The 22,933-nt window shown below is 69.1% G+C and carries 21 protein-coding genes; 7 read left to right on the forward strand and 14 right to left on the reverse strand.

The window, feature by feature from the left end; all coding sequences use genetic code 11:
• Position 1: 1 nt before the first annotated feature.
• Complete coding sequence (cls, locus tag JQX13_RS19550) at positions 2–1,459, reverse strand: cardiolipin synthase (protein ID WP_203410473.1); 1,458 nt, start codon at positions 1,457–1,459, stop codon at positions 2–4.
• A 112-nt stretch (positions 1,460–1,571) separates the two neighbouring features.
• On the opposite strand from cls, the gene JQX13_RS19555 reads away from it, so the two are divergent.
• From JQX13_RS19555 to JQX13_RS19565, 3 genes are all read left to right on the forward strand, one after another.
• The gene (locus tag JQX13_RS19555; protein ID WP_239014905.1) at positions 1,572–2,612 is read left to right on the forward strand and encodes a Rieske (2Fe-2S) protein; all 1,041 of its coding nucleotides are present in this window, start codon (positions 1,572–1,574) and stop codon (positions 2,610–2,612) included.
• Positions 2,613–2,933: 321 nt separating this feature from the next.
• Positions 2,934–3,737, forward strand: a complete 804-nt coding sequence (locus JQX13_RS19560; RefSeq protein WP_203410475.1) for a M57 family metalloprotease — start codon at positions 2,934–2,936, stop codon at positions 3,735–3,737.
• A gap of 452 nt (positions 3,738–4,189) precedes the next feature.
• Complete coding sequence (locus JQX13_RS19565) at positions 4,190–4,993, forward strand: M57 family metalloprotease (RefSeq protein ID WP_203410476.1); 804 nt, start codon at positions 4,190–4,192, stop codon at positions 4,991–4,993.
• A 102-nt stretch (positions 4,994–5,095) separates the two neighbouring features.
• Here JQX13_RS19565 and JQX13_RS19570 read toward each other — a convergent pair whose 3' ends face one another.
• The 5 genes from JQX13_RS19570 to JQX13_RS19590 form a co-directional block, all read right to left on the reverse strand.
• Positions 5,096–5,476 carry a DUF5335 family protein gene (locus JQX13_RS19570; protein ID WP_203410477.1) on the reverse strand — a complete coding sequence of 127 codons (381 nt, stop codon included), beginning with the start codon at positions 5,474–5,476 and terminating at the stop codon, positions 5,096–5,098.
• 27 nt (positions 5,477–5,503) lie between these two features.
• A complete protein-coding gene (locus tag JQX13_RS19575) occupies positions 5,504–5,959 on the reverse strand; it encodes a DUF5666 domain-containing protein (RefSeq protein WP_203410478.1) in 456 nt (151 codons plus the stop codon).
• Between the two features lie 175 nt (positions 5,960–6,134).
• Positions 6,135–6,677 (reverse strand): peptidase M23, encoded by a 543-nt coding sequence (locus JQX13_RS19580; protein WP_203410479.1) that lies wholly within the window; start codon positions 6,675–6,677, stop codon positions 6,135–6,137.
• Positions 6,678–6,724: 47 nt separating this feature from the next.
• Entirely contained in the window at positions 6,725–7,708 is a 984-nt protein-coding gene (locus JQX13_RS19585; RefSeq protein ID WP_203410480.1) for a HEAT repeat domain-containing protein, read from the reverse strand.
• Positions 7,709–7,740: 32 nt separating this feature from the next.
• The gene (locus JQX13_RS19590; protein ID WP_203410481.1) at positions 7,741–8,922 is read right to left on the reverse strand and encodes a HEAT repeat domain-containing protein; all 1,182 of its coding nucleotides are present in this window, start codon (positions 8,920–8,922) and stop codon (positions 7,741–7,743) included.
• 154 nt (positions 8,923–9,076) lie between these two features.
• Between JQX13_RS19590 and JQX13_RS19595 the strand changes: the two genes are divergently transcribed.
• The gene (locus JQX13_RS19595) at positions 9,077–10,225 is read left to right on the forward strand and encodes a pyridoxal phosphate-dependent aminotransferase (RefSeq protein WP_203410482.1); all 1,149 of its coding nucleotides are present in this window, start codon (positions 9,077–9,079) and stop codon (positions 10,223–10,225) included.
• Positions 10,226–10,247: 22 nt separating this feature from the next.
• On the opposite strand, the gene JQX13_RS19600 is transcribed toward JQX13_RS19595, so the two are convergent.
• The 3 genes from JQX13_RS19600 to JQX13_RS19610 all read right to left on the reverse strand — a co-directional run bounded on the left by JQX13_RS19600 (position 10,248) and on the right by JQX13_RS19610 (position 13,750).
• The gene (locus JQX13_RS19600) at positions 10,248–10,508 is read right to left on the reverse strand and encodes a hypothetical protein (protein WP_203410483.1); all 261 of its coding nucleotides are present in this window, start codon (positions 10,506–10,508) and stop codon (positions 10,248–10,250) included.
• A 558-nt stretch (positions 10,509–11,066) separates the two neighbouring features.
• Entirely contained in the window at positions 11,067–12,410 is a 1,344-nt protein-coding gene (locus JQX13_RS19605) for an AAA family ATPase (protein ID WP_203410484.1), read from the reverse strand.
• 197 nt (positions 12,411–12,607) lie between these two features.
• Positions 12,608–13,750 (reverse strand): AAA family ATPase, encoded by a 1,143-nt coding sequence (locus JQX13_RS19610; protein ID WP_203410485.1) that lies wholly within the window; start codon positions 13,748–13,750, stop codon positions 12,608–12,610.
• Positions 13,751–13,936: 186 nt separating this feature from the next.
• Between JQX13_RS19610 and treZ the strand changes: the two genes are divergently transcribed.
• A complete protein-coding gene (treZ, locus tag JQX13_RS19615; RefSeq protein ID WP_203410486.1) occupies positions 13,937–15,781 on the forward strand; it encodes a malto-oligosyltrehalose trehalohydrolase in 1,845 nt (614 codons plus the stop codon).
• Positions 15,782–15,804: 23 nt separating this feature from the next.
• Here treZ and JQX13_RS19620 read toward each other — a convergent pair whose 3' ends face one another.
• A complete protein-coding gene (locus tag JQX13_RS19620) occupies positions 15,805–16,413 on the reverse strand; it encodes a hypothetical protein (RefSeq protein WP_203410487.1) in 609 nt (202 codons plus the stop codon).
• A 183-nt stretch (positions 16,414–16,596) separates the two neighbouring features.
• On the opposite strand from JQX13_RS19620, the gene JQX13_RS19625 reads away from it, so the two are divergent.
• The gene (locus tag JQX13_RS19625; protein WP_203410488.1) at positions 16,597–17,904 is read left to right on the forward strand and encodes an NCS2 family permease; all 1,308 of its coding nucleotides are present in this window, start codon (positions 16,597–16,599) and stop codon (positions 17,902–17,904) included.
• A gap of 32 nt (positions 17,905–17,936) precedes the next feature.
• On the opposite strand, the gene JQX13_RS19630 is transcribed toward JQX13_RS19625, so the two are convergent.
• Positions 17,937–18,896 carry a TIGR01777 family oxidoreductase gene (locus tag JQX13_RS19630; protein ID WP_203410489.1) on the reverse strand — a complete coding sequence of 320 codons (960 nt, stop codon included), beginning with the start codon at positions 18,894–18,896 and terminating at the stop codon, positions 17,937–17,939.
• A gap of 101 nt (positions 18,897–18,997) precedes the next feature.
• Complete coding sequence (locus tag JQX13_RS19635; protein WP_203410490.1) at positions 18,998–19,561, reverse strand: PadR family transcriptional regulator; 564 nt, start codon at positions 19,559–19,561, stop codon at positions 18,998–19,000.
• Positions 19,562–19,727: 166 nt separating this feature from the next.
• On the opposite strand from JQX13_RS19635, the gene JQX13_RS19640 reads away from it, so the two are divergent.
• On the forward strand, positions 19,728–20,126 hold the full coding sequence (locus JQX13_RS19640; RefSeq protein WP_203410491.1) for a hypothetical protein: 399 nt from the start codon (positions 19,728–19,730) through the stop codon (positions 20,124–20,126).
• 6 nt (positions 20,127–20,132) lie between these two features.
• Here the strand turns inward: JQX13_RS19640 and JQX13_RS19645 are convergent, their stop codons facing one another.
• Complete coding sequence (locus JQX13_RS19645) at positions 20,133–21,293, reverse strand: serine hydrolase domain-containing protein (RefSeq protein ID WP_203410492.1); 1,161 nt, start codon at positions 21,291–21,293, stop codon at positions 20,133–20,135.
• A gap of 9 nt (positions 21,294–21,302) precedes the next feature.
• On the reverse strand, positions 21,303–22,892 hold the full coding sequence (locus JQX13_RS19650; RefSeq protein ID WP_203410493.1) for a serine/threonine protein kinase: 1,590 nt from the start codon (positions 22,890–22,892) through the stop codon (positions 21,303–21,305).
• Between the last annotated feature and the right edge of the window lie 41 nt (positions 22,893–22,933).

Raw genomic sequence — 22,933 nt, forward strand, 5'->3', positions numbered from 1 at the left:
CCTACAGGTAGGGCGACATGAGCCGGGCCAGGCCGTCGCGCAGGCGGATGGGCAGCGGCCTCCGGTCGAGCTCTTCCAAGGTGAGGAGCCGGGCCCGCGACACCCGCTCCTCGATGAGGGCGTCCAGGCGCGTGGCGAGCTCCGCGTCGTAGCACTCCACGTCGAACTCGAAGTTGAGCCTCAGTGAGCGTGGATCCCAATTGGCCGAGCCCACCAGCGACCACACCCCGTCCACTACCATCAGCTTGGTGTGGTCGAACGGCGGCGCGGTGAGGAAGACGCGGCAGTGGGGGCGCATCACCTGCCACAGCTGCGCGGTGGCGGCCCACTGCACCACCGGGAGGTTGAGCTTCTGGGGCAGCACCACGTCCACCCGCACGCCCCGCAGCGCCGCCACGTTCAGCGCGGTGATGAGCGCCGAGTCCGGAATGAAGTAGGGCGTGACGATGCGCACCGAGGTGCGCGCGCAGGCCAGCGCTCCCAGCAGCGTCCAGCGCAAGGTCTCGAAGTCCTCGTCCGGGCCGTCCGGAATCCCCCGGGCCACCACCGGCCCCACGGGCTCCAGCGAAGGGAACCACGCCTCCCCCTCCAGACGCTCCTTCGTGGTGAAGGCCCAGTCCTCGGCGAACGTCTCCTGCAGCTGCCCCACCACCGGGCCTTCCACGCGGAAGTGCAGGTCCCTCGCGTCGCCGTGGCCGGGCAGGAAGTGCTCGCGGATGTTCATCCCCCCGGTGAAGCCCACCTTCCCGTCCACCACCAGCAGCTTGCGGTGGTTGCGCAGGTTCATGAAGGCCAGGCGCGCCGGCATCAACAGCGTGGGGAGGAAGCGCGCCACCCGCACCCCGGCACGGCGCAGACGGCCGGTGATGGGAGGCCAGTCATAGCGCGCACCCAGCGCGTCGATGAGCACGCGCACCTGCACCCCCCGCTTCACCGCGCGCCCGAGCGCGTCCACGAAGCGCCGGCCCGCCTCGTCGTTGTCGAAGATGTAGCTGCACAGGGTGATGGAGGTGCGCGCCTCCTCGATGGCGTCCAGCATGGCCGGGTAGGCGCCCGCGCCGGCCTCCAGTGGGAGGAGCCGGTTGCCCGGCAGCAGCGGCCGGTGGTGGACCACCTCGTCCACCAGGCGCGCCAGCGGCGCCAGGTGGGCCGCCGGGGGCACCCGCGCCACCAGCTGCTCGGGGGTGCACGCGGCCACGCCCGGCTTCGGAGGGAACTGACCATGCTCCTGGCGCAGCGCCAGCGAGCGGCCCCGGCGGCGGATGCGGTTGATGCCCAGCAGCAGGTACAGCACCACCCCCACCAGCGGAACCAGCCACACCAACCCCACCCACGCCACCGCCGCGCGCACATCCCGCTTGCGCAGCACCGCGTGTCCGGTGGCCAGCAGATTGGCCACCACCGTGAACGCCGCCGCTACGTGGGGCCATATCGCCAGGAGCAGCGATTCCAGCGTCATCCAACCTCCGCCCGGCCGGGCATGGGGCCGGGGCAGCGGGACAATATGCGCATGCTCCCGGCCAGGCAGGAGGCTCTTCCAGGGCGGGCGTATACTTCTGTCCATGGAGCCCATGCCCGACGTCACCTGCTTCTTCCACCCCGTCCTCTCCGCCCGGAAGCTGCGCGACAAGCCCGTTCGCGTGGAGCTCGCCGGCCGTTCCTACGCCCTCTTCCGCGACGCCCAGGGCCGCCCCGCCGCGCTCTCCGACGCCTGTCCGCACCGCCTGGCCCCGCTGTCCGCCGGCCGCGTCACGCGCGAGGGACAGCTCGAGTGCCCCTACCACGGCTGGCTCTTCGACGCCGATGGCCGTGGCCGCAGCCCCAGCCAGCCCGACCTCAAGAAGTGCGACGCGCGCTCCTTCCAGGTGGTGGAACGCTTCGGCTACCTGTGGCTCGCCGCGCGCGACACGCCCCTGTCCTCCTTCCCCGACTTCGTCCCCCAGGGCTACGACTTCAACGGCTCCTTCTCCATGCTCTTCCGCGCGCCGCTGCACGTGGCGCTCGACAACTTCAGCGAGGACGAGCACACCCCCTTCGTCCACACCCGCCTGGGGTGGAACCGCGCCCAGACGAAGGACATCCAGTTCGAGGCCCACAACTTCGATGACCGCACCGAGGTGCTCTACCGCGCGCCCCAGCGGCCCTCGTTCCTGATTCCCCTGCTGCTGCTGCGCAACGGGGACCTCTTCCAGAACCACTGGGTGACGCGCTTCGACCCCGTGCGCACCGACTACACCATCACCTGGACGAGCCCCACCGGCGAGCAGCGCCCCTTCACCAACCGCGCCATCATCTTCTTCGTCCCGGAGACGGCGCACACCACGCGCCTGCACACCTTCTCCTTCGGACTGATTCACGACGAGCGCCTGCGCCCGCTGATGCCCCTGGTGCGCCGGGCCGCGCTCGCCATGTCCTGGTACGAGATTCGTGACGACGCCCGCTTCATCCCCCTGGTGGCCCACACCCCCTACAGCATGAAGGGCATGCGCCTGGGCAAGTACGACAAGCCCCTCATCCACCACCGCAAGCTGCTCGAGCGCATCTACTTCGCCCAGGGCGACACCAGCGCTCCTCCCACTCCCCTCAAGGTGCCCGAGGCCGCCAACGGCTGAGCGCCGCGGTGCGGCACGGTGCCCGGCCGTGTGATCTGGTGGAAGACAGCACGTGTCCGACTTCCGGACAGGGTAGATGTTTGAGTGCAAACTATTGAAATGCAAAATGTTTGAGCAGAAAGTGTAAAGCGCCTTGGCAATTTTGCCGCGCCATGCGGATTGTCGGTGCTCCAAGTGAAATCGGGCGAGTCCCGCCAGGTCCTTGAAATTCCAAGACTCGGTCTTCCTGGCCCGTGAGTTGCTCAGGGCAGGGGCGCGCGGCCGCGGCTGGTCCCCCCAGGCGGCCACGCCCATCCCCGTTGTCCCCCAGAGGAAGTCCCCATGCGTAAGATCTCGATGGCGTTGCTGGCTGGTGTGGCGCTCGTTGGCTGTGGTGGTCCCGAGGCCGCCGAGCAGCAGCAGATTCCGACGTTCGAGGAGTTCCAGGCCCAGGCCATCAAGGACGAGGGTGACGTCTATGTCGTCAACGGCGACGAGGCCATCGAGGGCATCGAGGGCCTGAAGGCGTACTATGACAACTACGTCGCCAACGGAGACGTGGGCACCACCGAGGGCGGCCTGGCCGTGTATTACAGCGGTGGCCGCGACATCAAGTGGAGCGCCACCGCCGCGCGCAACATCACCTACTGCGTGAGCAAGACGTCGTTCGGCACGCGCTACAACACGGTCGTGAGCGCGATGGCCAACGCGGCCGCGGCCTGGGAGGCCGCCGCCAACGTCAACTTCGTGCACAGCAGCTCCTACGACTCCAACTGCACCGCGTCCCAGTCGGGCGTCGTCTTCGACGTGCGTCAGACGAGCACCACCAGCTACCTGGCCCGCGCGTTCTTCCCGAACTCCAGCCGCTCGGCGCGCAACGTGCTCATCAGCACCAGCGCCTTCGGCAACGTCTCGCCCTGGACCCTCACGGGCATTCTGCGCCACGAGCTGGGCCACACGCTCGGCTTGCGTCACGAGCACACCCGCTCCACTTCCTCCGGCTGCTACGAGGACGCCAACTGGCGCGCGCTGACCACCTACGATCGTTCCTCCGTCATGCACTACCCCCAGTGCAACGGCACCCAGACGGGCGACCTCGTGCTGACCAGCTACGACAAGTCCGGCGTCAAGGCCCTCTACCCGTAATCCCGCGGCCCGAGTCCGGGCCCCGCAGGTGAAGTCCGGGCCGGGGAGGCTCGTCCTCACTTCTCGTGAGGGGACTTCCTCGGTCCTCCAACATTGTTGGCAACGGGAGTGTGGCCGCTCTCGCTACCGGTGGGTCTCCCCGGTACGGGAGGCGTGTGCCTGCTGTCCGATTGCACAACATCCCCGTCCGAGAGTCGGACGACGCGGGGACGCGTTGGCAAGTCCCCGCGACGACAAGGGGTTGCTCGGAAACTGTCAGGCTCTTTTACGAGAAAGCGGGAGCTACCTGGAGCACCCATGCTCCACGGCTATTCGAGGTATCCCCGCTAAGTCCTCGATTTCAGGACAACGGACCTCCTGGCCCGTGAGTTGCTCAGGGCAGGGGCGCGCGGCTGCGGCTGGTCCCCCCAGGCGGCCACGCCCATCCCCGTTGTCCCCCAGAGGAAGTCCCCATGCGTAAGATCTCGATGGCGTTGCTGGCTGGTGTGGCGCTCGTTGGCTGTGGTGGTCCCGAGGCCGCCGAGCAGCAGCAGATTCCGACGTTCGAGGAGTTCCAGGCCCAGGCCATCAAGGACGAGGGTGACGTCTATGTCGTCAACGGCGACGAGGCCATCGAGGGCATCGAGGGCCTGAAGGCGTACTATGACAACTACGTCGCCAACGGAGACGTGGGCACCACCGAGGGCGGCCTGGCCGTGTATTACAGCGGTGGCCGCGACATCAAGTGGAGCGCCACCGCCGCGCGCAACATCACCTACTGCGTGAGCAAGACGTCGTTCGGCACGCGCTACAACACCGTCGTGAGCGCGATGGCCAACGCGGCCGCGGCCTGGGAGGCCACCGCCAACGTCAACTTCGTGCACAGCAGCACCTACGACTCCAGCTGCACCGCGTCCCAGTCCGCCGTCGTCTTCGACGTGCGCATGGTGAGCGGCGCGGGCTACACGGCGCGTGCGTTCTTCCCGAACTCCAGCCGCTCGGCCCGCAACGTCCTCATCGACAGCAGCGCCTTCGGCAACATGGGCGCCTGGACCCTCACGGGCGTGCTGCGCCACGAGCTGGGCCACACGCTCGGCTTCCGCCACGAGCACACCCGCCTGAGCAGCACCGGCTGCTACGAGGATGCCAGCTGGCGCGCGCTGACGAACTACGACTCGTCCTCCGTCATGCACTACCCCCAGTGCAACGGCACCCAGACGGGCGACCTCGTGCTGACCAGCCTGGACAAGACCGGCGCCAGGGCCCTCTACCCGTAATCCGTCCGCTCGCATGAGCTGACAGGGGCCGGAGATGCACGCTCTCTCCACGAGGGCGGCGCGTCTCCGGCCTCTTCGTTTTCCCACCGCGCTCCGGGACCGCTACGCCGGGGGTGGCGGCGAGGCCTCGTCGAGCAACTCCTGCGGCTCGAAGTAGATGAGCGTCTTCACGTGGTCCGAGTCCTCGATGTCGAGGCACTCGAGCTCCCCGCTGTCGCTCTCCTCGGCCCACAGGTGCTCCGGGTGGGAGATGCGATGGGTGAGCGCCTCGCCCGGGTTGCCCACCGTCACCTCGATGGAGCCCTCCTCGCTGCCCTTCTCCTCGAGGGCGATGTCCACCAGCGGCAGGCTCCCGGCCACCGTCTGGTCTCCGAGCTCCGGACTCCCCGCGTGGATGCGCACCTGGTGGTCGCGCTCGATGGCGCTCAGCAGGGAGAGATAATCGGCCCACCCCTCGCGGGGAATCTCACGTGTGTGATGCATGGCTCACCTCGCCGGGTGCCGCGCGGCTCACGGCTTCTGGGGCGCGGAGGCGTCCTGGAGGAGCTCCACCGTGGTGGCCTCGTACCTGCCCCCGTCCTCGTCATAGGACGCGCGCACCTGCATGCCCTCCTGGAGCTGTCCCCGGTCCGCCTGCTGGCCCTGGCGGACGAAGCGGGTGTTGTCGTCCAACGTGAGCGTCAGGGTGGTGCTCCCAGTGGGGTTGCGCACCGTGAGGCTGTTGCCGGCCACTCCGGTCACCGTCCCGTAGATTTCCTGGTCCGCCAGGTCCTCTCCGCCGGTGATTAGCGGGCTCTGCTCGGGTTGGCGCGAGTCCGCCATCGGGGTCCTGTCACCCTCGGTGCCTTGTTGCACCGTCTTCTCGCGATCGAGGCGTCCCGGGTCGGTGCGGTCCCTGCTGCAGCCCGAGGCGAGACCCAGCAGGGCCACCGCCGTGAGGCTCCACGTCCACTTGTGCGGGGTCATTCGTCCTCCACCGTGTTCGTTCAATGGCTCTATAGGAACAAGGTGGGAGCCGGAGCGAGCGGGCACAACCGGGCGAGCGCGGAGCAGGGGGTGCGCCGCCCGCCTGATGGGCGGGCGCGAGGCCGGGGGAGGACCGCCCCGTCCAGGAGGGGAGCGGGGCGGTGGGGATGCCGGACTACAGCGTCGGGACGCCGACGACGTTGCCGCAGTAGGCGCTGGTGCCGCAGGTGGTGCCCTTGCTGGTGTACCAGGCCGACTTGCGGGTGCCGTACTGACGGTTGTCCGCGTGCACGTGCGGGCCAGTGGCCTGGCCAGTGCCGCCCACGAGGCCCAGCGCGCAGCCGTCGCACGTCTTCGAGCCGGAGCTGGCGTTGGCGTAGATGTGGAGCTGCCGGAACTCCCAGCCGCTGCCGCCGGTCACCACGTAGTAGTTGCCCGCGCCGCCGTTGCAGCTCGAGCCGTAGCAGGCCGCGGCACAGCCGCCGTAGTACTTGTAGTAGTAGCTGCCGGAGAGCATGCCGCGGTGGTTCCACTCGCCGCACGAGGAGTTGCTCATGTCGAGCGCCGTGTGGCTGCTGCCCGAGCAGCTGTAATACGTCGTCGAGTTCACCTTCGCCGTGGTCTCGCAGATGGGACCCTTGGCGGTGGCGGACACGGCGACGCCGGTCCAGCCCGCGGCGAGCGCCGCGACGGCGTACATCATCTTCTTCATGTTCATGCTGCCTCCTGGTGTTTCACTGCGCGACTGCGTTTCCCCCCAATCCCTCACTTGCGGATGCGCTCCTTCTCGCGGAGCAGCAGGTGCCATTCCTGGAGCCCCAACTTCATCGCGGACAGCCAGGCGTCGATCTCCGGGTCCAACGCGGGTGCCACGCCGCGCAGCGACTCGAGCGTGGAGCGCGCGCTCCCCAGACCGAGCCGGGCAATGCCTTGCAGCGCGGCCTTGCGCACGCCCGGGTCCTGCTCGGTGCGGTAGAGCTGGACGAGCGTCTGGCTGGTGCTCGCGGACTCCGAGCCGGGCACGCCCCCGAGCGCCGTCGCCGCGGCCGAGCGCAGCCCCGCGTCCTCCGAGCGCAGCTGCTGGCGGAGCTTCTCCACCGTCTCGTGGCCCACCTGCTCCATGGAGACCTCGGACAGCAGCCTCGCGGCCACCTCGGGGTCCTTCGAGGCCAGCGCCGTGGCCACGGCCGTCTCGGACACGGTGCGATCATGGCCGAAGTACACCTTGGCGCTCTCGTGGACGAGGTTGTCCGCCACCGCCTGGCGCACCTCGGGCGCGCTGTCGCGGATGAGCTGCTCGTACGTCACCACGCCGCCGTTCCTCGCCATCGCGTCCACGGAGCCGGTGCCACGCAGCCCGCGCACCGCCGCGGCGCGCAGGCTCGGGTCCGCATCCCCCACCGCGCGCGCGAGCAGCGGCTGGAGGAGGGTGGCGTCCTCGGAGAAGCTGGACTTGCCGGCCAGCGCGGCGCCCAGGGCCTCCAGCGTGTCCGGGTCGCGCTCCTGCTGCACGGCCGCGAGCAGCTCTTTCGACGGCATCACCCGGGCGGCCATCTTCAGCCGCTCCTTCACGTACTTGCGGTAGGCGGGCGAGCCCGACTTCAGCGCCGCGCGCAGCTCGTCCATCATGCCGGTGAACGAGCACGTCGTCGGGCGGAGGGGCGCCTCGTCGCCGGCGGAGGCGGTGGTGGGCAGCAGCCAGGCCGCGGCGGCGAGCAGCGCCATGCGCCAGGAGGGCGAGCGGTTCATGGGAGTCGTTCCTTCGGAGGTGTGGGGGCTCATCAGTGCGGCGCTCCTTCCTCCACGATGCATTGGTGGCGATCCTCCTTGCCCAGCCAGATGCGGGCGAAGTCCACCGTGCCCCCGGCGTAGAGCCTCAGGAAGTCCTGGTAGTCCGGCAGGAAGCGCGGATCCTGCGCGGCCATCTGCTGCAACACCGGGAGCGCCCGGGCTCCCGCGGCGCGCACGGCGAAGCGGAAGAGGGCCCAGCGCACGCACTCGTCGTGCTCGGCCGGGAAGGCGGTGCGGTAGGCCTCCAGCGCCTTGTCCGGCTCTTGCGTGACGGCGAGCCGGAAGGCGGCCATTTCGCGCACGTCGCGCTCGCGATCCGTGCGCATGATCTGACTGAGTCGGTCCATCGACTCCCCGCCGATGAGGGGATCCGAGTAGGAGGGCATCTCCAGCGCGAGCAGGCGCACGGCCATGTCCTCGGACTTCTCGCCGATGTCCAACAGCTCCTCCCAATAGGGAGCGAAGTTGCCGGTGCGCTCGTAGTCCTCCTTCATCACCCGGCCGAGGGTGCGCGTGGCCACCCAACCCGCCGAGTCCGCGGACACGTCCATCGCGACGGCCTTCAGCCGCTGGATGTTCGCGGGAGACAGGCGCTTCTGCGTCTCCAGCGTGTCCATGGCCGCGGCCCGGTTCACCAGCGGCGAGCCCTTGTCCTCGCCCATCTTCAGCAGGCGCTCCACCACCTTCGGGTCCTGCACGGCGGATGCGTTCTTCAGCGCCTCCATGAAGACGCCCAGCTCGGGCTGTTGGGACTTCTCCGCCAGGTCGAGCACCTGGAGCGCGAGCGTCGCGTCACCCCCGATGATTTCCGTGAGCCGCTCCTGGAGGTACTGCGCGAGCTGCTGGTCCCCCGCGCCCACGGCGGCGGCCAGGGCCCGGCGGAAGGTGTCGAGCGAGACGTCCTTGTCGAACTCCCCCACGCCCTCCCAGCACCCCGGCATGGGCAGCACGTCCTCCTTCGGACGGCGCTCCTGGGGTGGTGGGGCCGGGCTTCCGGCGTGGGTGGGGGCGGTGGCGGTCCGGATGCCTCCGGACGACGGGTCCGTGGGGGCCGTGGAGTCCGAGGAGGACCCCACCTTTGAATCCGGCCGGCGCGACAGCAGCGCCGCTCCGAGGACGATGAGCAGCAGGGCGCCGAGCAGTGCGGCGACCTTGAGGGATGAACGTTGCATGGTTATGACCGGTTTTCCCTGGTATCACGGGAAATAGTCGAAGCTCAAGTTTTTCTCGGATGGTGAGTCACGGATTTTGGGAAGCGGGGAGGACCGAGTGACTTCCCCCGGGAGGCATCCGTGCCATGTTCCGGCCGCCATCCAGGAGGAACCCATGCCGCGCCATCCCGCCTACGCGCCCTCGGTTTCGGGCATGTCGAGCACGCTGTACTCCGGGCTCGCGGAGCGACTGTCGAGCAGCTCCGGAGAGGTGTACCCGCTGCACGTGGGGGACACGTGGATGGAGCCGCCCGAGGGGTGCCGCATGGAGGACTTCCGGGTGGAGGAGCACCCGGGCATGCACCGCTACGCGCCGGTGCAGGGGCTGCCGGGGCTGCTGGACGCGGTGGTGGAGCGGGTGCGAGCGAGGACGGGCGTGCCCACGGAGCGCTCCCAGGTGCTCGTCACCACGGGGGCCACGGGCGCGCTGGGGGCGATCATCGGCGGGCTGGTGTCACCGGGCGAGGAGGTGCTCATCCTCGCCCCCTACTGGCCACTCATCTCGGGAATCGTCACGGCGTTCCACGGCAGGCCGGTGCCGGTGCCCTTCCTGGACTGCGAGAGCCCGGAGGCGCTGGTGGCGGCGGTGCGCGAGCGCCTCACGGAGCGCGGCGTGGCGCTCTACCTCAACACGCCCAACAACCCCTCGGGCCGGGTGCTGCCGCGCTCGTGGGTGGAGGCCCTGGCGGAGTTGGCCCGCCGCGAGGGGCTGTGGCTGCTCTCGGACGAGGTGTACGAGGACTATGTCTACGCGGGCGAACACACGTACGCGCGCGCGCTGGCGCCGGAGCGGACGCTCTCCTCGTACTCCTTCAGCAAGGGGTACGGCATGGCGGGCAACCGGTGCGGCTACGTGGTGGGGCCGGCGGAGGCGGTGGCGCAGCTGCGCAAGGTGAGCACACACTCCTTCTACAGCGCACCCACGGCCGCGCAGCTCGCGGGCGTGCGCGTGCTGCGGGGCCCGGGGGAGGCCTGGGTGGCCATGGCCTCGGCGAGCTACCGCGACACGGGGACGAAGGCCGCCGCGCGTCTGGGTGTCCCCGCGCCGGAGGGCAGCACCTTCCTCTTCCTGGACGTCTCCGAGCACCTGGACGAGCGGGGACTCCCGGGGCTGCTGGAGCGGTGTGTCGAGCACAACCTGCTGGTGTCCCCGGGGCCGAGCTTCGGGCCGTTCCCCCATCACATCCGCCTGTGCTTCACCTGCGCGCCCCCGGACGTGGTGCTACGCGGCGTGGACGTGCTGGCGCGAATCCTGGGGCGGTAGCCTGGATGCGCAGTCCTCCGACCTACCGCGAGTCGGGCAGGGTGAGCTCGAGTTGGTGCTTCTTGCGGAGTACGGAGGGGATGAAGAAGTCGAGCGCGTCGTATGAGAGCCCAATGTAGAGCTGAACTGGATTGAGCAATCGCAGCAGTGCGCGTGACCACTGTCGCTGCACATCGGCGTTACCGCCTCCCCGCATGGCCGCGCGGATGTCTTCCACCATGGGCATGACGTTCTGCTCGACATGATGTCCGTACAGGTCGAGCAGGTCAGGCCGGTCCAGCATGCAAACCCTGATGGTCATTGCTCCCCGATGGCTTCCGTTGCGAGGCCTCGGGTACCACCTGCCCGTCGTTCCAGGGCCATGAAGCATCCGGACGAACTGGATGTGCTCGATGCCGGATTCCTCCGCCGGGTCGATGAGCAATGGCCGCTCCTTTGCTCGGAGGAAGTTGACCTTCCCGCAGCGCCTCACTCCCCTCGGCGAGCGGGGACTTGTCGAGTTTGGCAGGCGCCTGATTGCAGTTGCGGCAGGAGAAGAGGAGGTTCTCCCAGGTCCAGGCGAGCCACCAATAGCCGTGAGCCTCGCGCGTGCCGGGCCTCCGGTCCGCTTGCGTCTTGGGCCGGAAGTGCTCGACATCGTTGCGCTTCGACTGTTCCCGGCTCTCGCAGTAGCAGCACTTGTATCTCTGGGCCTTCCAGAGCGCTTCCCTGGCGACCTCGTACTTCCTGCCGAGGTCCTCCTGGGTTTGTCGGCGCGTAGTGGCGAGGGCCTGGATTCTGGGGAGCTCGGCCGCCCTGGCCGCGGCGAGCTCCGCGGGTTCCGCACCGCGGTGGATACGGATCATGACGGCTCTTCACTCCCGGCCGGTGGCACCTGGATGCGCGGGACGGGCTCCCAGCCAGGGTCGACGCCAGCTTCGGCGAGGCGCTTCGAAATGTCGTGCATCTCCTTGTCATCCTCATCGCTCCGCAGCGGGTCGGCGATGAGGAGGCTATAGCGCTGGAGATCCTTGCCGAGATCGGATGGGTGGAGCCGGTCGATGCCGAAGAAGGTTCGGTAGATTTCGCTGCCCGTGAGTAGTGCCGGAGACTCCGAGTTCTCCTGGGCGATGACGTTGCCCTTGTCATCGGTGCCCAGGATGACGACCTCCTCGCGAGACAGTCCCGGCAGGATCATGGGCGAGTGTGTCGTCACGACGAACTGGAGTTTAGGGAAGACGCGTTTGAGGGTGGGAATGAGGCCAGGCTGCCACTTGGGATGGAGGTGCAGGTCGATCTCATCGACGAGAATCAGCCCCTCCATCTCGGAAAGTGGGATGGGCCCACCGTTCTCCCAGAACATCTGACCGATGATGTCGGCGATCCATGCAATGGTGCTCTGGTAGCCCTGCGAGAGCCAGGTCGCGGGGAGCTTCAACTTCTCGGTACCGACCGTGAGCTCGAAGCTATGCCTGGCGACGAGGTCGCTCGGGGTCTTCGTTCCGCCTCTCCCCTGCAACTCGACGTTGGTGGTTCGTGGCAGCAACTGGCTGCTCACGAGCGCCTGATGCATTGCTTGAGCAAACTCTCGGGAGTCTTCGAGCAGATCCGCGAAACCAGTTCCGATGATCCGACCACGGTCGAACAGGGAATTGAGCCTGCTCAGGATGGGATCTTCTACTTTGTCACTCCCGAAGGGGCGCGGTAATAGACGCGTGGTCCCGTAACCCGCCACGAACCATTGGGGAAGATTGAGGGCCCTGGCTTCCTCGATGGGATCGAATGAAGAGGAAGGTTCGTTCTCGTCTTCATGCGGGTCGTCGTAGTCCGACTTTCCATCGAAAACGTTATGCCAGGGCTCAAGATAGACGCTCGAGTGGATGACCGGCGGAGACTCCGGGCGTGGATGGATTCCAGGGTATCTCCGCTGCGCGTGTTGATTCGCGCCGAAGGTGAATTCGGCGTCGATGGTCAGGGCTGTTCCAATCGTCCTTCGGTCCGGTAGTGACGGCACATCCGCGAGCTGATTGGCGCGTAGGTAGCCGCTCGCCGCCATCGCGATGGCCTGCAGGATGCTCGTCTTGCAGAGCCCGTTCTCACCAATGAGGACCGTCCACATCCTCGGCTGTCCCCGCGCGTCCCGCAGCGGAAGGCGGAAGTCGCGTAGCAACTTGAGTCCGGAGATGTTGATGTCGAGGAGGTACATGGTATCCCACGTCGGGCTGAAAGGGCCGCACGCTCTCGGCCCATCATAGCCACGGCCTCCTCACGGAGCGCCGATATCTGACGCGGGCGTGACATGGGACGAACCGATGGAGTCGGGACGACCCTCACCCTGTCCTCTCCCAGAGAGGCAGAGGGGACGCCTCTTCTCCGCCTTGCCCGTCCGACCGCCGTGCCCGCTCAGCGGGTGACGACGCCCACCCGATCTCCATCGAGCACCAGGCGCACGGTGGACACCTCCGGCTCGCCGAAGTGATCATAGGCGGCGCGCTCCAACTGGGGCACCAGGGCGGCGCGCAGGCCTCGCGCTCCCGTCTCGCGCTTGAGCGCTCGCTGCACCACCCACTCGCGCACCGCTGCATCCACCTCCAGGTTCAGCCCCTCGTGGGCGAACTCGCGCTCGTAGGTGCGCAGCACGTTGTCCTCGAGGATGTTGCCCAGCGTGGCCGCGTCCAGCGGCGAGAAGGAGACGATGCGGCTGAAGCGGCCGATCAGCTCCGGGATGAAGCCGTAGCGCGCGAAGGCCGTCGTCTGTTCGAGCTGATCCTCCGTCACCTTCTCCGCGATGGCCGCCTCGCGCTTGCTCGTCTCACGACCGAAGCCCATCCGCTCCTTCTGGCCGCCCAGCTCCTCCGCCGTGCTCTTCAGGCCACTGAAGGCCCCACAGGCGATGAAGGTGATGGCGGACAACTCCAGCGGCATGGGCGGCGTGCGGCTGGTGAAGCCGAAGTCCGGTGGGAAGTCCGCCTTCGCCGCGCTCATCAGGTTGAGCAGACTGCGCTGCACGCCGAAGCCGCTCACGTCCTTGGTGGTCTGCTGTCCGGCGAAGCGGGCATCGGAGCGGCTGGTGGCGAGCTTGTCGAACTCGTCCATGCAGATGGCCCCGCAGGCCGCCCACGCCACGTCCCCACCCGCAGCCTCGTACAGCCGCGAGAGCATGGTGGTCACGTCGTCGCCCACGTAGCCCGTCTCGGAGAACTGGGTGGCGTCCACGAGCACGGTGGGCACGCCGAGAATCTCCTTGAAGAGCAGCTCCACGAGGAACGTCTTCCCGCTGCCCGTGGGGCCCAGGAAGAGACAGTTCTCGCGCGTGCCGGGCTCGGGGAGGATGCCCTCCAGGTGGATGCGCCGCAGCCGCCGCACGTGTCGGTAGGCGAGCACCGACGCCGCGCGCCGGGCCTCCGTCTGGCCCCGGTAGCCGAGCTCGGTGAGGCGTTGGTCAATCTCTCGCGGTGAGAGCACTTCCAACGCGGCGACGCGCTCGCGAACGGATTCGCCGCGTGCGAAGGAGACGGCCTGCAGATGATCGGGACGTGGGCTCATGAAGTAGCCGACATCTTTCCGTTGTAAAAGGTCATGCGACAAGCGTTGGCTGTCGACTCCGCCAGTGCCCGCCCGCTCTCGGAGGGGGCATCCACCATGCGAGACAGGGCCACCAGTGAACATCTTCTCGCCTCATTGGCCTGAAGAACACCTGCGGATGGCGTGAGGGTGGATAAGTAGGTGGCCATGGAACGAGCAGAGGATACGCGGAGTCAGGTGGCTCGCCTGGGGGCCTGGGTGGAGCCGGGCGAGGGTGTGCGCTGGCGCGTCTGGGCTCCGGGGCACCAGAAGGTGGAGGTGGTGCTTCATGGGAAGGACGGCCGGCCGGGCACGTCGCTGCCCATGACAGACGAAGGAGGAGGCTTCTTCTCCACGACACTCGCGGGTGAAGGCGCGGGCGTGCGCTACAAGCTGCGGGTGGATGGGGAAGGCCCCTTCCCGGACCCGTGGAGCCGTTCACAGCCGGACGGTGTGCACGGTCCCTCCGAGGTCGTGGTGCCGGACTTCGCCTGGACGGACGCCGGGTGGAAGGGGCCGGGCCCGGAGGCCCAGGTCATCTACGAGGTGCACGTGGGCACCGCCACGCCCGAGGGCACCTTCGAGGCCCTCATTCCCCGTCTGCGCTCGCTCAAGGAATTGGGCGTCACCACGGTGGAGCTGATGCCGCTGGCCAGCTTCCCGGGCGTGCGCAACTGGGGCTACGACGGCGTGGATCTCTTCGCCCCGCTCGCGGCCTACGGCGGCCCCGAGGGACTGCGGCGCCTCGTCGACGCGGCCCACGCCGAGGGGCTCGCGGTGCTCATCGACGCCGTCTACAACCACTACGGGCCGGACGGGAACTACCTGCGCTGCTACTCGCCCTACTACTTCACCGGCCGCCACCACACGCCCTGGGGCGAGGCCGTCAACTACGACGGCGAGGGCTCCGCGGTGGTGCGCTCGCTGGTGCTCTCCAACGTGGAGATGTGGATTCGCGACTACCACGCGGACGGGCTGCGCCTTGACGCGGCCCACGCCATCCTCGATGACGGCACGCCGCACCTGCTCACGGAGATCGCCGAGCGGGCTCGTGCCGCGGCGCCCGGCCGGCGGGTGGTCATCATCGCGGAGGACGAGCGCAACGACACGCGCCTGGTGCGTCCGCGAGACCAGGGGGGCTACGGACTGGACGGCGTCTGGGCGGACGACTTCCACCACCAGATGCGCCGGGCCTTCGCCGGGGACAGCGAGGGCTACTACCGCGACTACACCGGGAGCACGGAGGACATCGCGCGCACGCTGCGCCAGGGCTGGTTCTACGAGGGCCAGGTGTCCCAGGTGCACGGCCGGGTCCGTGGCACGCCCGCGAGCGGCGCGGAGCCCTGGCAGCTCGTGCTCTGCATCCAGAACCACGACCAGGTGGGCAACCGCGCGCACGGCGAGCGGTTGGGAGCGGACGTGTCCCCAGCGGCCTTCCGGGCGATGAGCGCGCTGCTGCTGCTGGCGCCCTACACGCCGCTGCTCTTCATGGGGCAGGAATGGAACGCGAGCACGCCCTTCCTGTACTTCACCGACCACAACGCCGAGCTGGGCAGGCTGGTGACGGAGGGACGGCGCAAGGAGTTCGCCGGCTTCGCGCGCTTCTCGGGTGACACGGTGCCGGACCCGCAGGCGGTGGAGACCTTCACGCGCTCGAAGCTCGACTGGAGCGAGGCCGGGCGGCCGGAGCACGCCGGGGTGCTCGCCCTCTACCGCGAGCTGTTGCGTCTGCGCGCCACGGACCCCTGCCTGAAGGAGCACCGCCGGGGCCACTTCGACGCGCGGCCCACGGGCTCGCACGGGCTGGTGCTGGAGCGCCGGGGCCCTGGGGGCGCGCTCCACGTCATCGTCAACGTGAAGGGGACGCTGGAGCACCGGGTGCCCGCCAACGCGGAGCTGGTGCTGTGGACCGAGTCACCCCGCTTCGGCGGCACCCAGGAGCAGGAGCCGCTGCGAAGCGGGGTGGTGCGGCTCGAGGGTCCCTCGGCCGTGGTGGTCCGCATCAAGGACTGAGTCCCGGGCAGTCAGGGCGGTGCCTAGAACGCGCCGCCCACCTGGATGCCGAGGTTGACGATGTTGCCGCTCTCGGCCACGCCCAGGTTCTCGCCACCGAGCAACCGGTACGAGGCGCGTGCACCGGCCGTGATGCCGCCGAGGTCGTATTCGACGCCCGCGGCGAACGGCACCTCGGTGATGACGTCGTTCTCGAAGAACACCTCCCCGGTTTCGCTCGGGTTGAGCAAGCTCACACCGACGCCCGCGCCGACGAAGGGCCGCAGGTTGCGGTTGGCGCCGAGCTCCGGGCCCACCTTGGCGAGCGCGCCCAGGTTGTGACGCCACAGGCCTCCGTCGATGTCCTCGAACGCGTTGCGTGAGCCCTCGTAGCCGAGCTCGAGGCCCAGCAGTGGCAGCGGGCGGGAACTGGCCTGCACGCCGAGGAAGCCACCCGCCACCGTCTCCGCTCCCAGGTCGCCCGTGAAGGCGCTCAAGCCGCCACTCACGCTGACGTTCAGGTCCTGGGTGAGACTCCGGCGCGCGTCATCCGCGTCGAAGATGCGCTCGTCGCGATCCTGGGCGAGCGCGGGCACCGCCAGCAGCGAGGCCGCGGCGACGGCGCCGAGACCCCAGCTCTTCTTGAAGCTCATGATGTTGCCTCCCTGTGTCCCCCCGTTCGTTCGAGGGGTCTGTCGAAAACTGGGCGCGGGCCCTGGGGACTGGAAGCGCACGCGTCCAAGCTCCCCGCCACCGCCCCCCCCCAGGCGGCCAGGCACATGAAGTCAGGCTCTTGAAGTTTGGGGGGCGGGCGAGCGGGCGTCTATATGGCGCCCATGGAAGCTCTCGAGCGTTTGTTCCACATCCGTGAGCGGGGCTCGTCCGTCGGGACGGAGCTGCGCGCGGGCCTGGTGACGTTCCTGACCATGGCCTACATCCTGCTGGTCAACCCGCAGATCCTCTCCGAGGCCGGAATGCCGGTCTCGGATGTGACGGTGGCCACGGCGCTGGGCGCGGCATTCGGCACGCTGCTGATGGGCGTGTACGCGAACTACCCTTTCGCATTGGCGCCGGGCATGGGGCTCAACGCCTACTTCACCTATGGCGTGGTGAAGGGCCTGGGCGTGGACTGGCGCTTCGCGCTGACGGCGGTGTTCCTCGAGGGCCTGCTGTTCATCGTGCTGTCCTGGGGCGGCATCCGGACCCTCATCCTCCGGGCCATTCCGGCACCCATCAAGGTGGCGACGACCACGGGCATCGGCCTGTTCCTGGCGCTCATCGGGTTGAGGAACGCGGGGCTGGTGGTGGACAGCCCGGCCACGCTGGTGCAGCTCGGGGTGCTGCATGCGCCGGTGCCGCTGCTGGCGCTGGTGGGCCTGGTCATCATCGGCGTGCTGTCATCGCGCAAGGTGAAGGGCGCGCTGTTGATTGGCATCGCGGCGGTGGCGGTGGCGGCGTGGGTGATGGGGCTGGCGAAGGCGCCAGAGGCATGGGTGAGCGTGCCGAGCCTTCCGCGGGAGACGTTCTGGGCGTTCGACTTCTCGCAGGTGCTGACGGGGAAGTTCCTGACGGTGATGCTGGCGTTCCTCTTCGTGGACGTGTTCGACACGGCGGGCACGCTGCTGGGCGTGGGGCGGATTGGAGGCTTCCTGAAGCCGAACGGGGAGTTGCCGGGAGCGAGCCGGGGCTTCATGGCGGACGCGGTGGGCACGGTGGCTGGAGCGGCGTTCGGCACCAGCACGGTGACCTGCTACATCGAGTCGGCGGCGGGAGTGGAGGAGGGCGGGCGCACGGGGCTGACGGCGGTGATGGTGTCGGTGCTCTTCCTGCTGTCGCTCTTCTTCGTACCGACGCTGGCGGCGATTCCTCCGGTGGCGACGGCGCCGGTGCTGGTGGTGGTGGGCGCGTTGATGATGGGCGGGGCGCGCGAGCTGGAGTGGGGCCGGATGGATGAGGCGCTGCCCGGCTTCCTGACGATTGCCCTGATGCCTTTCACGTACTCCATCGCGAATGGCATCAGCGCGGGCATCGTGTCGTTCGCGGCGCTGAAGCTGCTGTCGGGGCGCCCGCGCGAGGTGCACCCGGTGGTGTATGTGTTGGCGGCGCTGCTGGTGCTGCACTACGCCACGAGCGGCGGAGCCTGACGGGGATTGCCTCACCGCGCCGGGGCCCCAACCTACGCGCGTTCCGCGAGCGCTTCGGCTGAGCGAGCCGCTGGACGCTTCAGGATGTCCCGCAGGGCCTCCTCGAGCCGGAAGTAGCGGAACGAGTACCCGGAGCGCACGGCGACGCGAGGCACCACGCGCTGGGACACCACGAGCTCCTCGGCCATTTCCCCGAGCGCGAGCCGCAGCAGACCCGAGGGAAAGTGGAAGAGGGTGGGGCGGCGCAGGAGCGAGGCGAGGGTCCGGGTGAACTCGCGGTTGCGCACGGGCTCGGGGGCGGTGGCGTTGAGCGGGCCGGACACGTCGGGGCACGAGGCGGCGTGGAGGAAGAGCCCGAGGACATCCTCTTCGTGGGCCCACGGCATCCACGGGTTGCCATCGCCGATGCACCCACCGAGCCCCACGCGGAACTGCCCGAGCAGCTTGCCGAGGAACCCTCGACTCTCGCCGAGGACCATGCCGATGCGCGGCGTCACCACACGCCAGCCCGAGACCTCCGCCGCGGACGCGGCCTGCTCCCACTCGCGGCACAGTCCGGCGAGGAAGCCGGTGCCGGAGGCCGAGCCCTCCTCCAGCACCTCATCGCCGCAGGGGCCGTAGAAGCCCACGGCGGACGCGGACACCAGCACGCCGGGACGCGAGGCGCGCAGTCCCTCGACGAGGTGGCGCGTGCCCACCACGCGGCTGTCGCGGATGCGTGCCTTCTTCTCCGGCGTCCACCATCCACTCATGGCGAGTGGCTCTCCCGCGAGGTGGAACACCACGTCCACGCCCTCGAGGGCCTCGGCCGGAGGCGGGCCGGCCAGGGGCTCCCAGGCGTGCGCCTCCACGTCGCCGAGTACCGCGCGTGCACGCGCGACATCCCGTGTCAGCACCACGGGGCGGGCCAGTCGCGCCACCAGTCGCCTCCCGAGGTACCCCGTGGCTCCTGTCACCAGCACCCGCTGCTCCGTCAACGCCTGTGTCTTCATCGCATCCTCCTTCATGGACAATATTGTTTGGTCAAATTTGACCATCCGCGCCCGCGAACACGCCGGGACCAGGCGCTCCGGTGGGCTCGAGAGGCCGGGGCCTACCGGGTATCGGGCTTCGCTCGGGTGCGCCCTCGCGACGCGGGCAGCTCGCGCAGACCGCGCAGCAGGGCCAGGTCCGCTTCGATGTGCTGGCGGGCGTTGGCGAAGAAGAGCTGGAGCTCGGGAGGCATCGCGCCGACGTTGGCCTTGGCGCCCTCGCCCTCCTTCCACTGTGCCAGCTCTCGCTCCAACTGGGGGATGAGGGCCTCGGCGGCGGCCAGGAGCTCCGCTCGGGGAATGGCGTCGTGGAAGGCGAGCGCCGCGTAGAAGTCCGTGGGGAAGGAGCGGGGCGGGTGCTTCAAGGCCTCGCGCAGCAGCGCACGGAAGGCGTCGCGGCCTTCGTCGGTGATGGCGTACACGGCCCGTAGCCGGTGTCCCGTCTGCTCCGTGGCCTGCACCCGGACGAGTCCCTCGTCGGCCATCTTCTTGAGCGCGTGGTAGATGGAGCCGGGCAGTACGTCCGCCCACGCGTCCACGCGGCTGACCTCGAAGGCGCGCTGCATCTCGTAGCCGTGCATCGGCGCGCGCGTCAGCATGCCCAGGATGAGCAGCCGGGTGCTCATGGATTCTCCCTCTCCTCGGCGAGGAACCCTATAGGGCTCGAGGATGAATGGTCAAGTTTGAGTATGTGGGCGCGAACTTCCATCCGGGTCGCCCGGTGTCCTGGAGGGCAGGCGCGGGTTGGCGGGGCACGACGCCGGACACACTCTTCCCGGAAGGAGGTCTGCCATGCGCTCACGGACCGTACTCGCCGGGCTCACCGTGGCCACGCTCGCCTTCGGCGCGTGGGCGGCCGAGGACCCCGCGCCCCCGGAGCTCCAGGCCGTCGAGGAGAAGGCCACGCCCGGAGACCAGTTCACCGAGCAGGACTCGGGCTTCATCCACGGCACGGTGAAGGGGGCCACCGGCAACGTCATCACGCTCGACGTGGGCCGGAATGAGCCCCTGGTACAGGTCGTCGTGAAGGACGAGGACCGGGTTTCCATCCGTCAGGAGGGGCGGAGACCGCTCGCGCTCGACCAGCTGCGGGAGGGCACGCCCATCCGTACGCACTTCCGCAACGAGGGGGGCGTCCGCGTCGCGACCTCCATCGAGGTGCTCGAGTCCGACGACGGCCAGCAACGGTAGCCGCGCTCAACGCGCGTTGGGCATCGTCTCGAAGGGCCACGCGCGCGCCTCGGCGGGTGCATGCCGCCCGTCCGCCGCGGGGGGGAGCCACAGGTCCGCGAGCCGTTGCGCGAGCCTCCACGGCTCTCCGCCAGCGCGATTCGTCAGGACGATGACCGTGAGCCGCTGCTCCGGGTACTTCACGATGGCGTTGGTGAAGCCACACGTCTCGCCGTGGTGGGAGAGTCGCACCCGGCCCTCGTCCTCGTCGATGAACCATCCGAACCCGTAGCGCGCGGACGCGCCATCCGGCAGCACCGCCGGCGTCCACGCGAGCTTCTGGGTGTCCGAGCCGACGAGCGTGTGCGCGTCCATCGCCGCGTCCCACGCGACCAGCTCCGCCACGGATGCGTAGATGCCGCCATCTCCCAGCACGGCGCTGGTGGGGCTCTGGTCGCGCGGGCGGAAGCCCTGGGCGTCGGCCACATAGCCGTAGGCGCGCCGTGGCACCGTCGAGATGCCCGCCTCGTACGCGACCGCCGAGTGCATGCCGATGGGAGCGAAGACGCGCTCGCGCAGGAACCTCGCGAAGGGCATTCCTCCGACGTGCTCCACGACGAGGGCGAGCACCGCGTACCCGGAGTTGCTGTAGCGCACCGCGCTCCCGGGCGGGAAGTACGTGCGGTCCGCGCGCGCGAGGAGCTCGAGGACGTCGCGATCCTTCACCTGGACGCGCTGGTTCTCCGGGACGAAGGCTTCGTAATCCCAGATACCCGACGTGTGGTGGAGCAGGTGGCGGATGCGGACCTCTCGCAGGTACGCCGGGAAGCCGGGGAGCACGTCGACCACGCGGTCGTCGTAACGGAGCTTGCCCTCCTGCACCAGGAGCAGGATGGCCGTGGCCGTGAACTGCTTGGTGAGCGAGGCGAGGCGGTATTGGGTCTCCGGCGTGGCGCGGGTGCGCGAGTCGAGCTCCGCCAGTCCGTAGGCGCGGTCGAGCACGACCCGCCCCTCGTGAATCACGACGACGCTGGCGCCGGGGACCTCCGGGCCGTCATGGGCGGAGAAGAGCGCGTCCACGGCCGGAGGCTGTCGGGTGCTCCGCGTGGCTCCGGTGCACCCCGCGAGCAGGGTGAGGGTGACGAACAGGGCGGCGGAGGGGCGGTCGGCAAGGGAGGGCCACGGCATCGTGTGAGCTTAGCGGCCCTTCTTGATGTCGAGCAGCGGGCCCGTGCGGCGCGGCGGCTTCTGGGGCGTGGGCTTCGGCGTGAGCTTCACCGAGACCTCGGGTGCGTTGCCGGCGGACACCCGTTGCGACACCGGCTCGTAACCATCCAGCTTCAGTGCCAGCGTCACCGGCGGCGCATCGGGCGCGAGGGGGAGATCCATGGGCGTCTCGCCGAAATGCTTCCCATTCACGACCACCAGCGCGCCCGCCGGCTCCGAGAGCACCTTCAGCTTCACGGGCTGGGGCTTCGGACGCTCGGGCCCTGGAGGCTCGGCCTGGGTCTGCTGCTCCTCCGGCGGAGGGTTGGCCACCTGCATCGGTTTGTCGGCCGGGTGCTGGCGCAGGTAGATGAGGGCGCCTCCCGCGGCGACGAGCATCGCGCCCACGCAGGCCACCACCGGCACCACCGGGATGCGCCGCCGCCGCGACACGGTGTCCGGCAGGAGCGTCTGCGTATGGTGGGTCTTCCCATCCTCCAGCGTCTTGGGATGCGGGGCGACCATCGTCCCCTCGGGCGCGGCGGCCTGGGGCTCGGGCTTCTGCGAATGCGAGCGCACGCTGCTGCGCGACGGGTTGGACTTCGCGTCCAGGTCCGCGTCCTCGGGCAGCTGATCCAGGTTGGACGGGTCCGCCTCGCGGGCGATGCGCTCCGCGTACACCTCCCGCAGCCACGCGGACAGGTGCGCGTTGCTGGCCGGGAGCTGGTGCTGGAGGATGTAGTCCTCGATGGCCAGACGGAAGGCCCCGCAGTCCGGGAAACGCGCCTCGGGCGTGGGTGCCAGCGCCTTGAGCACCAATGCGTCCACGTCCGGCGACAGCTTCGGGTTGAGCTGCGAGGGCGGCGGCACCTGGCAGTCGCGCACCAGCCGCAGCGTCATCAGATCCGACTCGCCCTTGAAGAGGCGCCGGCCCGTCAGCAGCTCCCACAGCACCACGCCGAGGGAGAACAGATCGCTGCGCGCATCCACCGCGAGTCCATTGGCCTGCTCCGGCGACATGTACGGGTACTTGCCCTTGAGCACCCCGGTGGCCGTGTGCGACGCGCTCCCCATCGCCTTCGCCACCCCGAAGTCGATGACCTTCACGCCTCCGTCGAAGCCCACCAGGATGTTCTGCGGCGACACGTCCCGGTGCACCAGCTGCAGCGGCCGGCCCTGTTGATCCCTCGCCTGGTGCGCGTAGTGCAGCCCCGCCGCCGCCTCCGCGATGATGCGCAGCCCCAGCCCCTCGGGCAGCGGTTTGCCCTCCGTTCGTGCGAACTTCTCCAGCCGTCGCACGTCGTCGCCCTGCACGTACTCCATGGCCAGGCAGTGCCGGCCGTTGATTTCCGTGAGATCCAGGATGGTGATGAGGTTGGGGTGCGCCAGCCGCGCCACCAGCCGGGCCTCATCGAGGAACATCGACAGGAATTCCTCGTCCTCGGCCAGGTGCGGCAGGATCAGCTTGATGACGACGAGCCGCTCGAACCCCGCGCCCCGCTCGAGCGCAAGGAACACCTGGCCCATCCCGCCGGAGGCAATCTTGCGCAACAACAGGTACTTGCCGAAGGGGACGGCCATGACGCGTCACGATAACCCGGCTTCCAAGAATCCGCGAATGT

The organism is Archangium violaceum (genome assembly GCF_016859125.1).
Classification (GTDB): Bacteria; Myxococcota; Myxococcia; order Myxococcales; family Myxococcaceae; genus Archangium; species Archangium violaceum_A.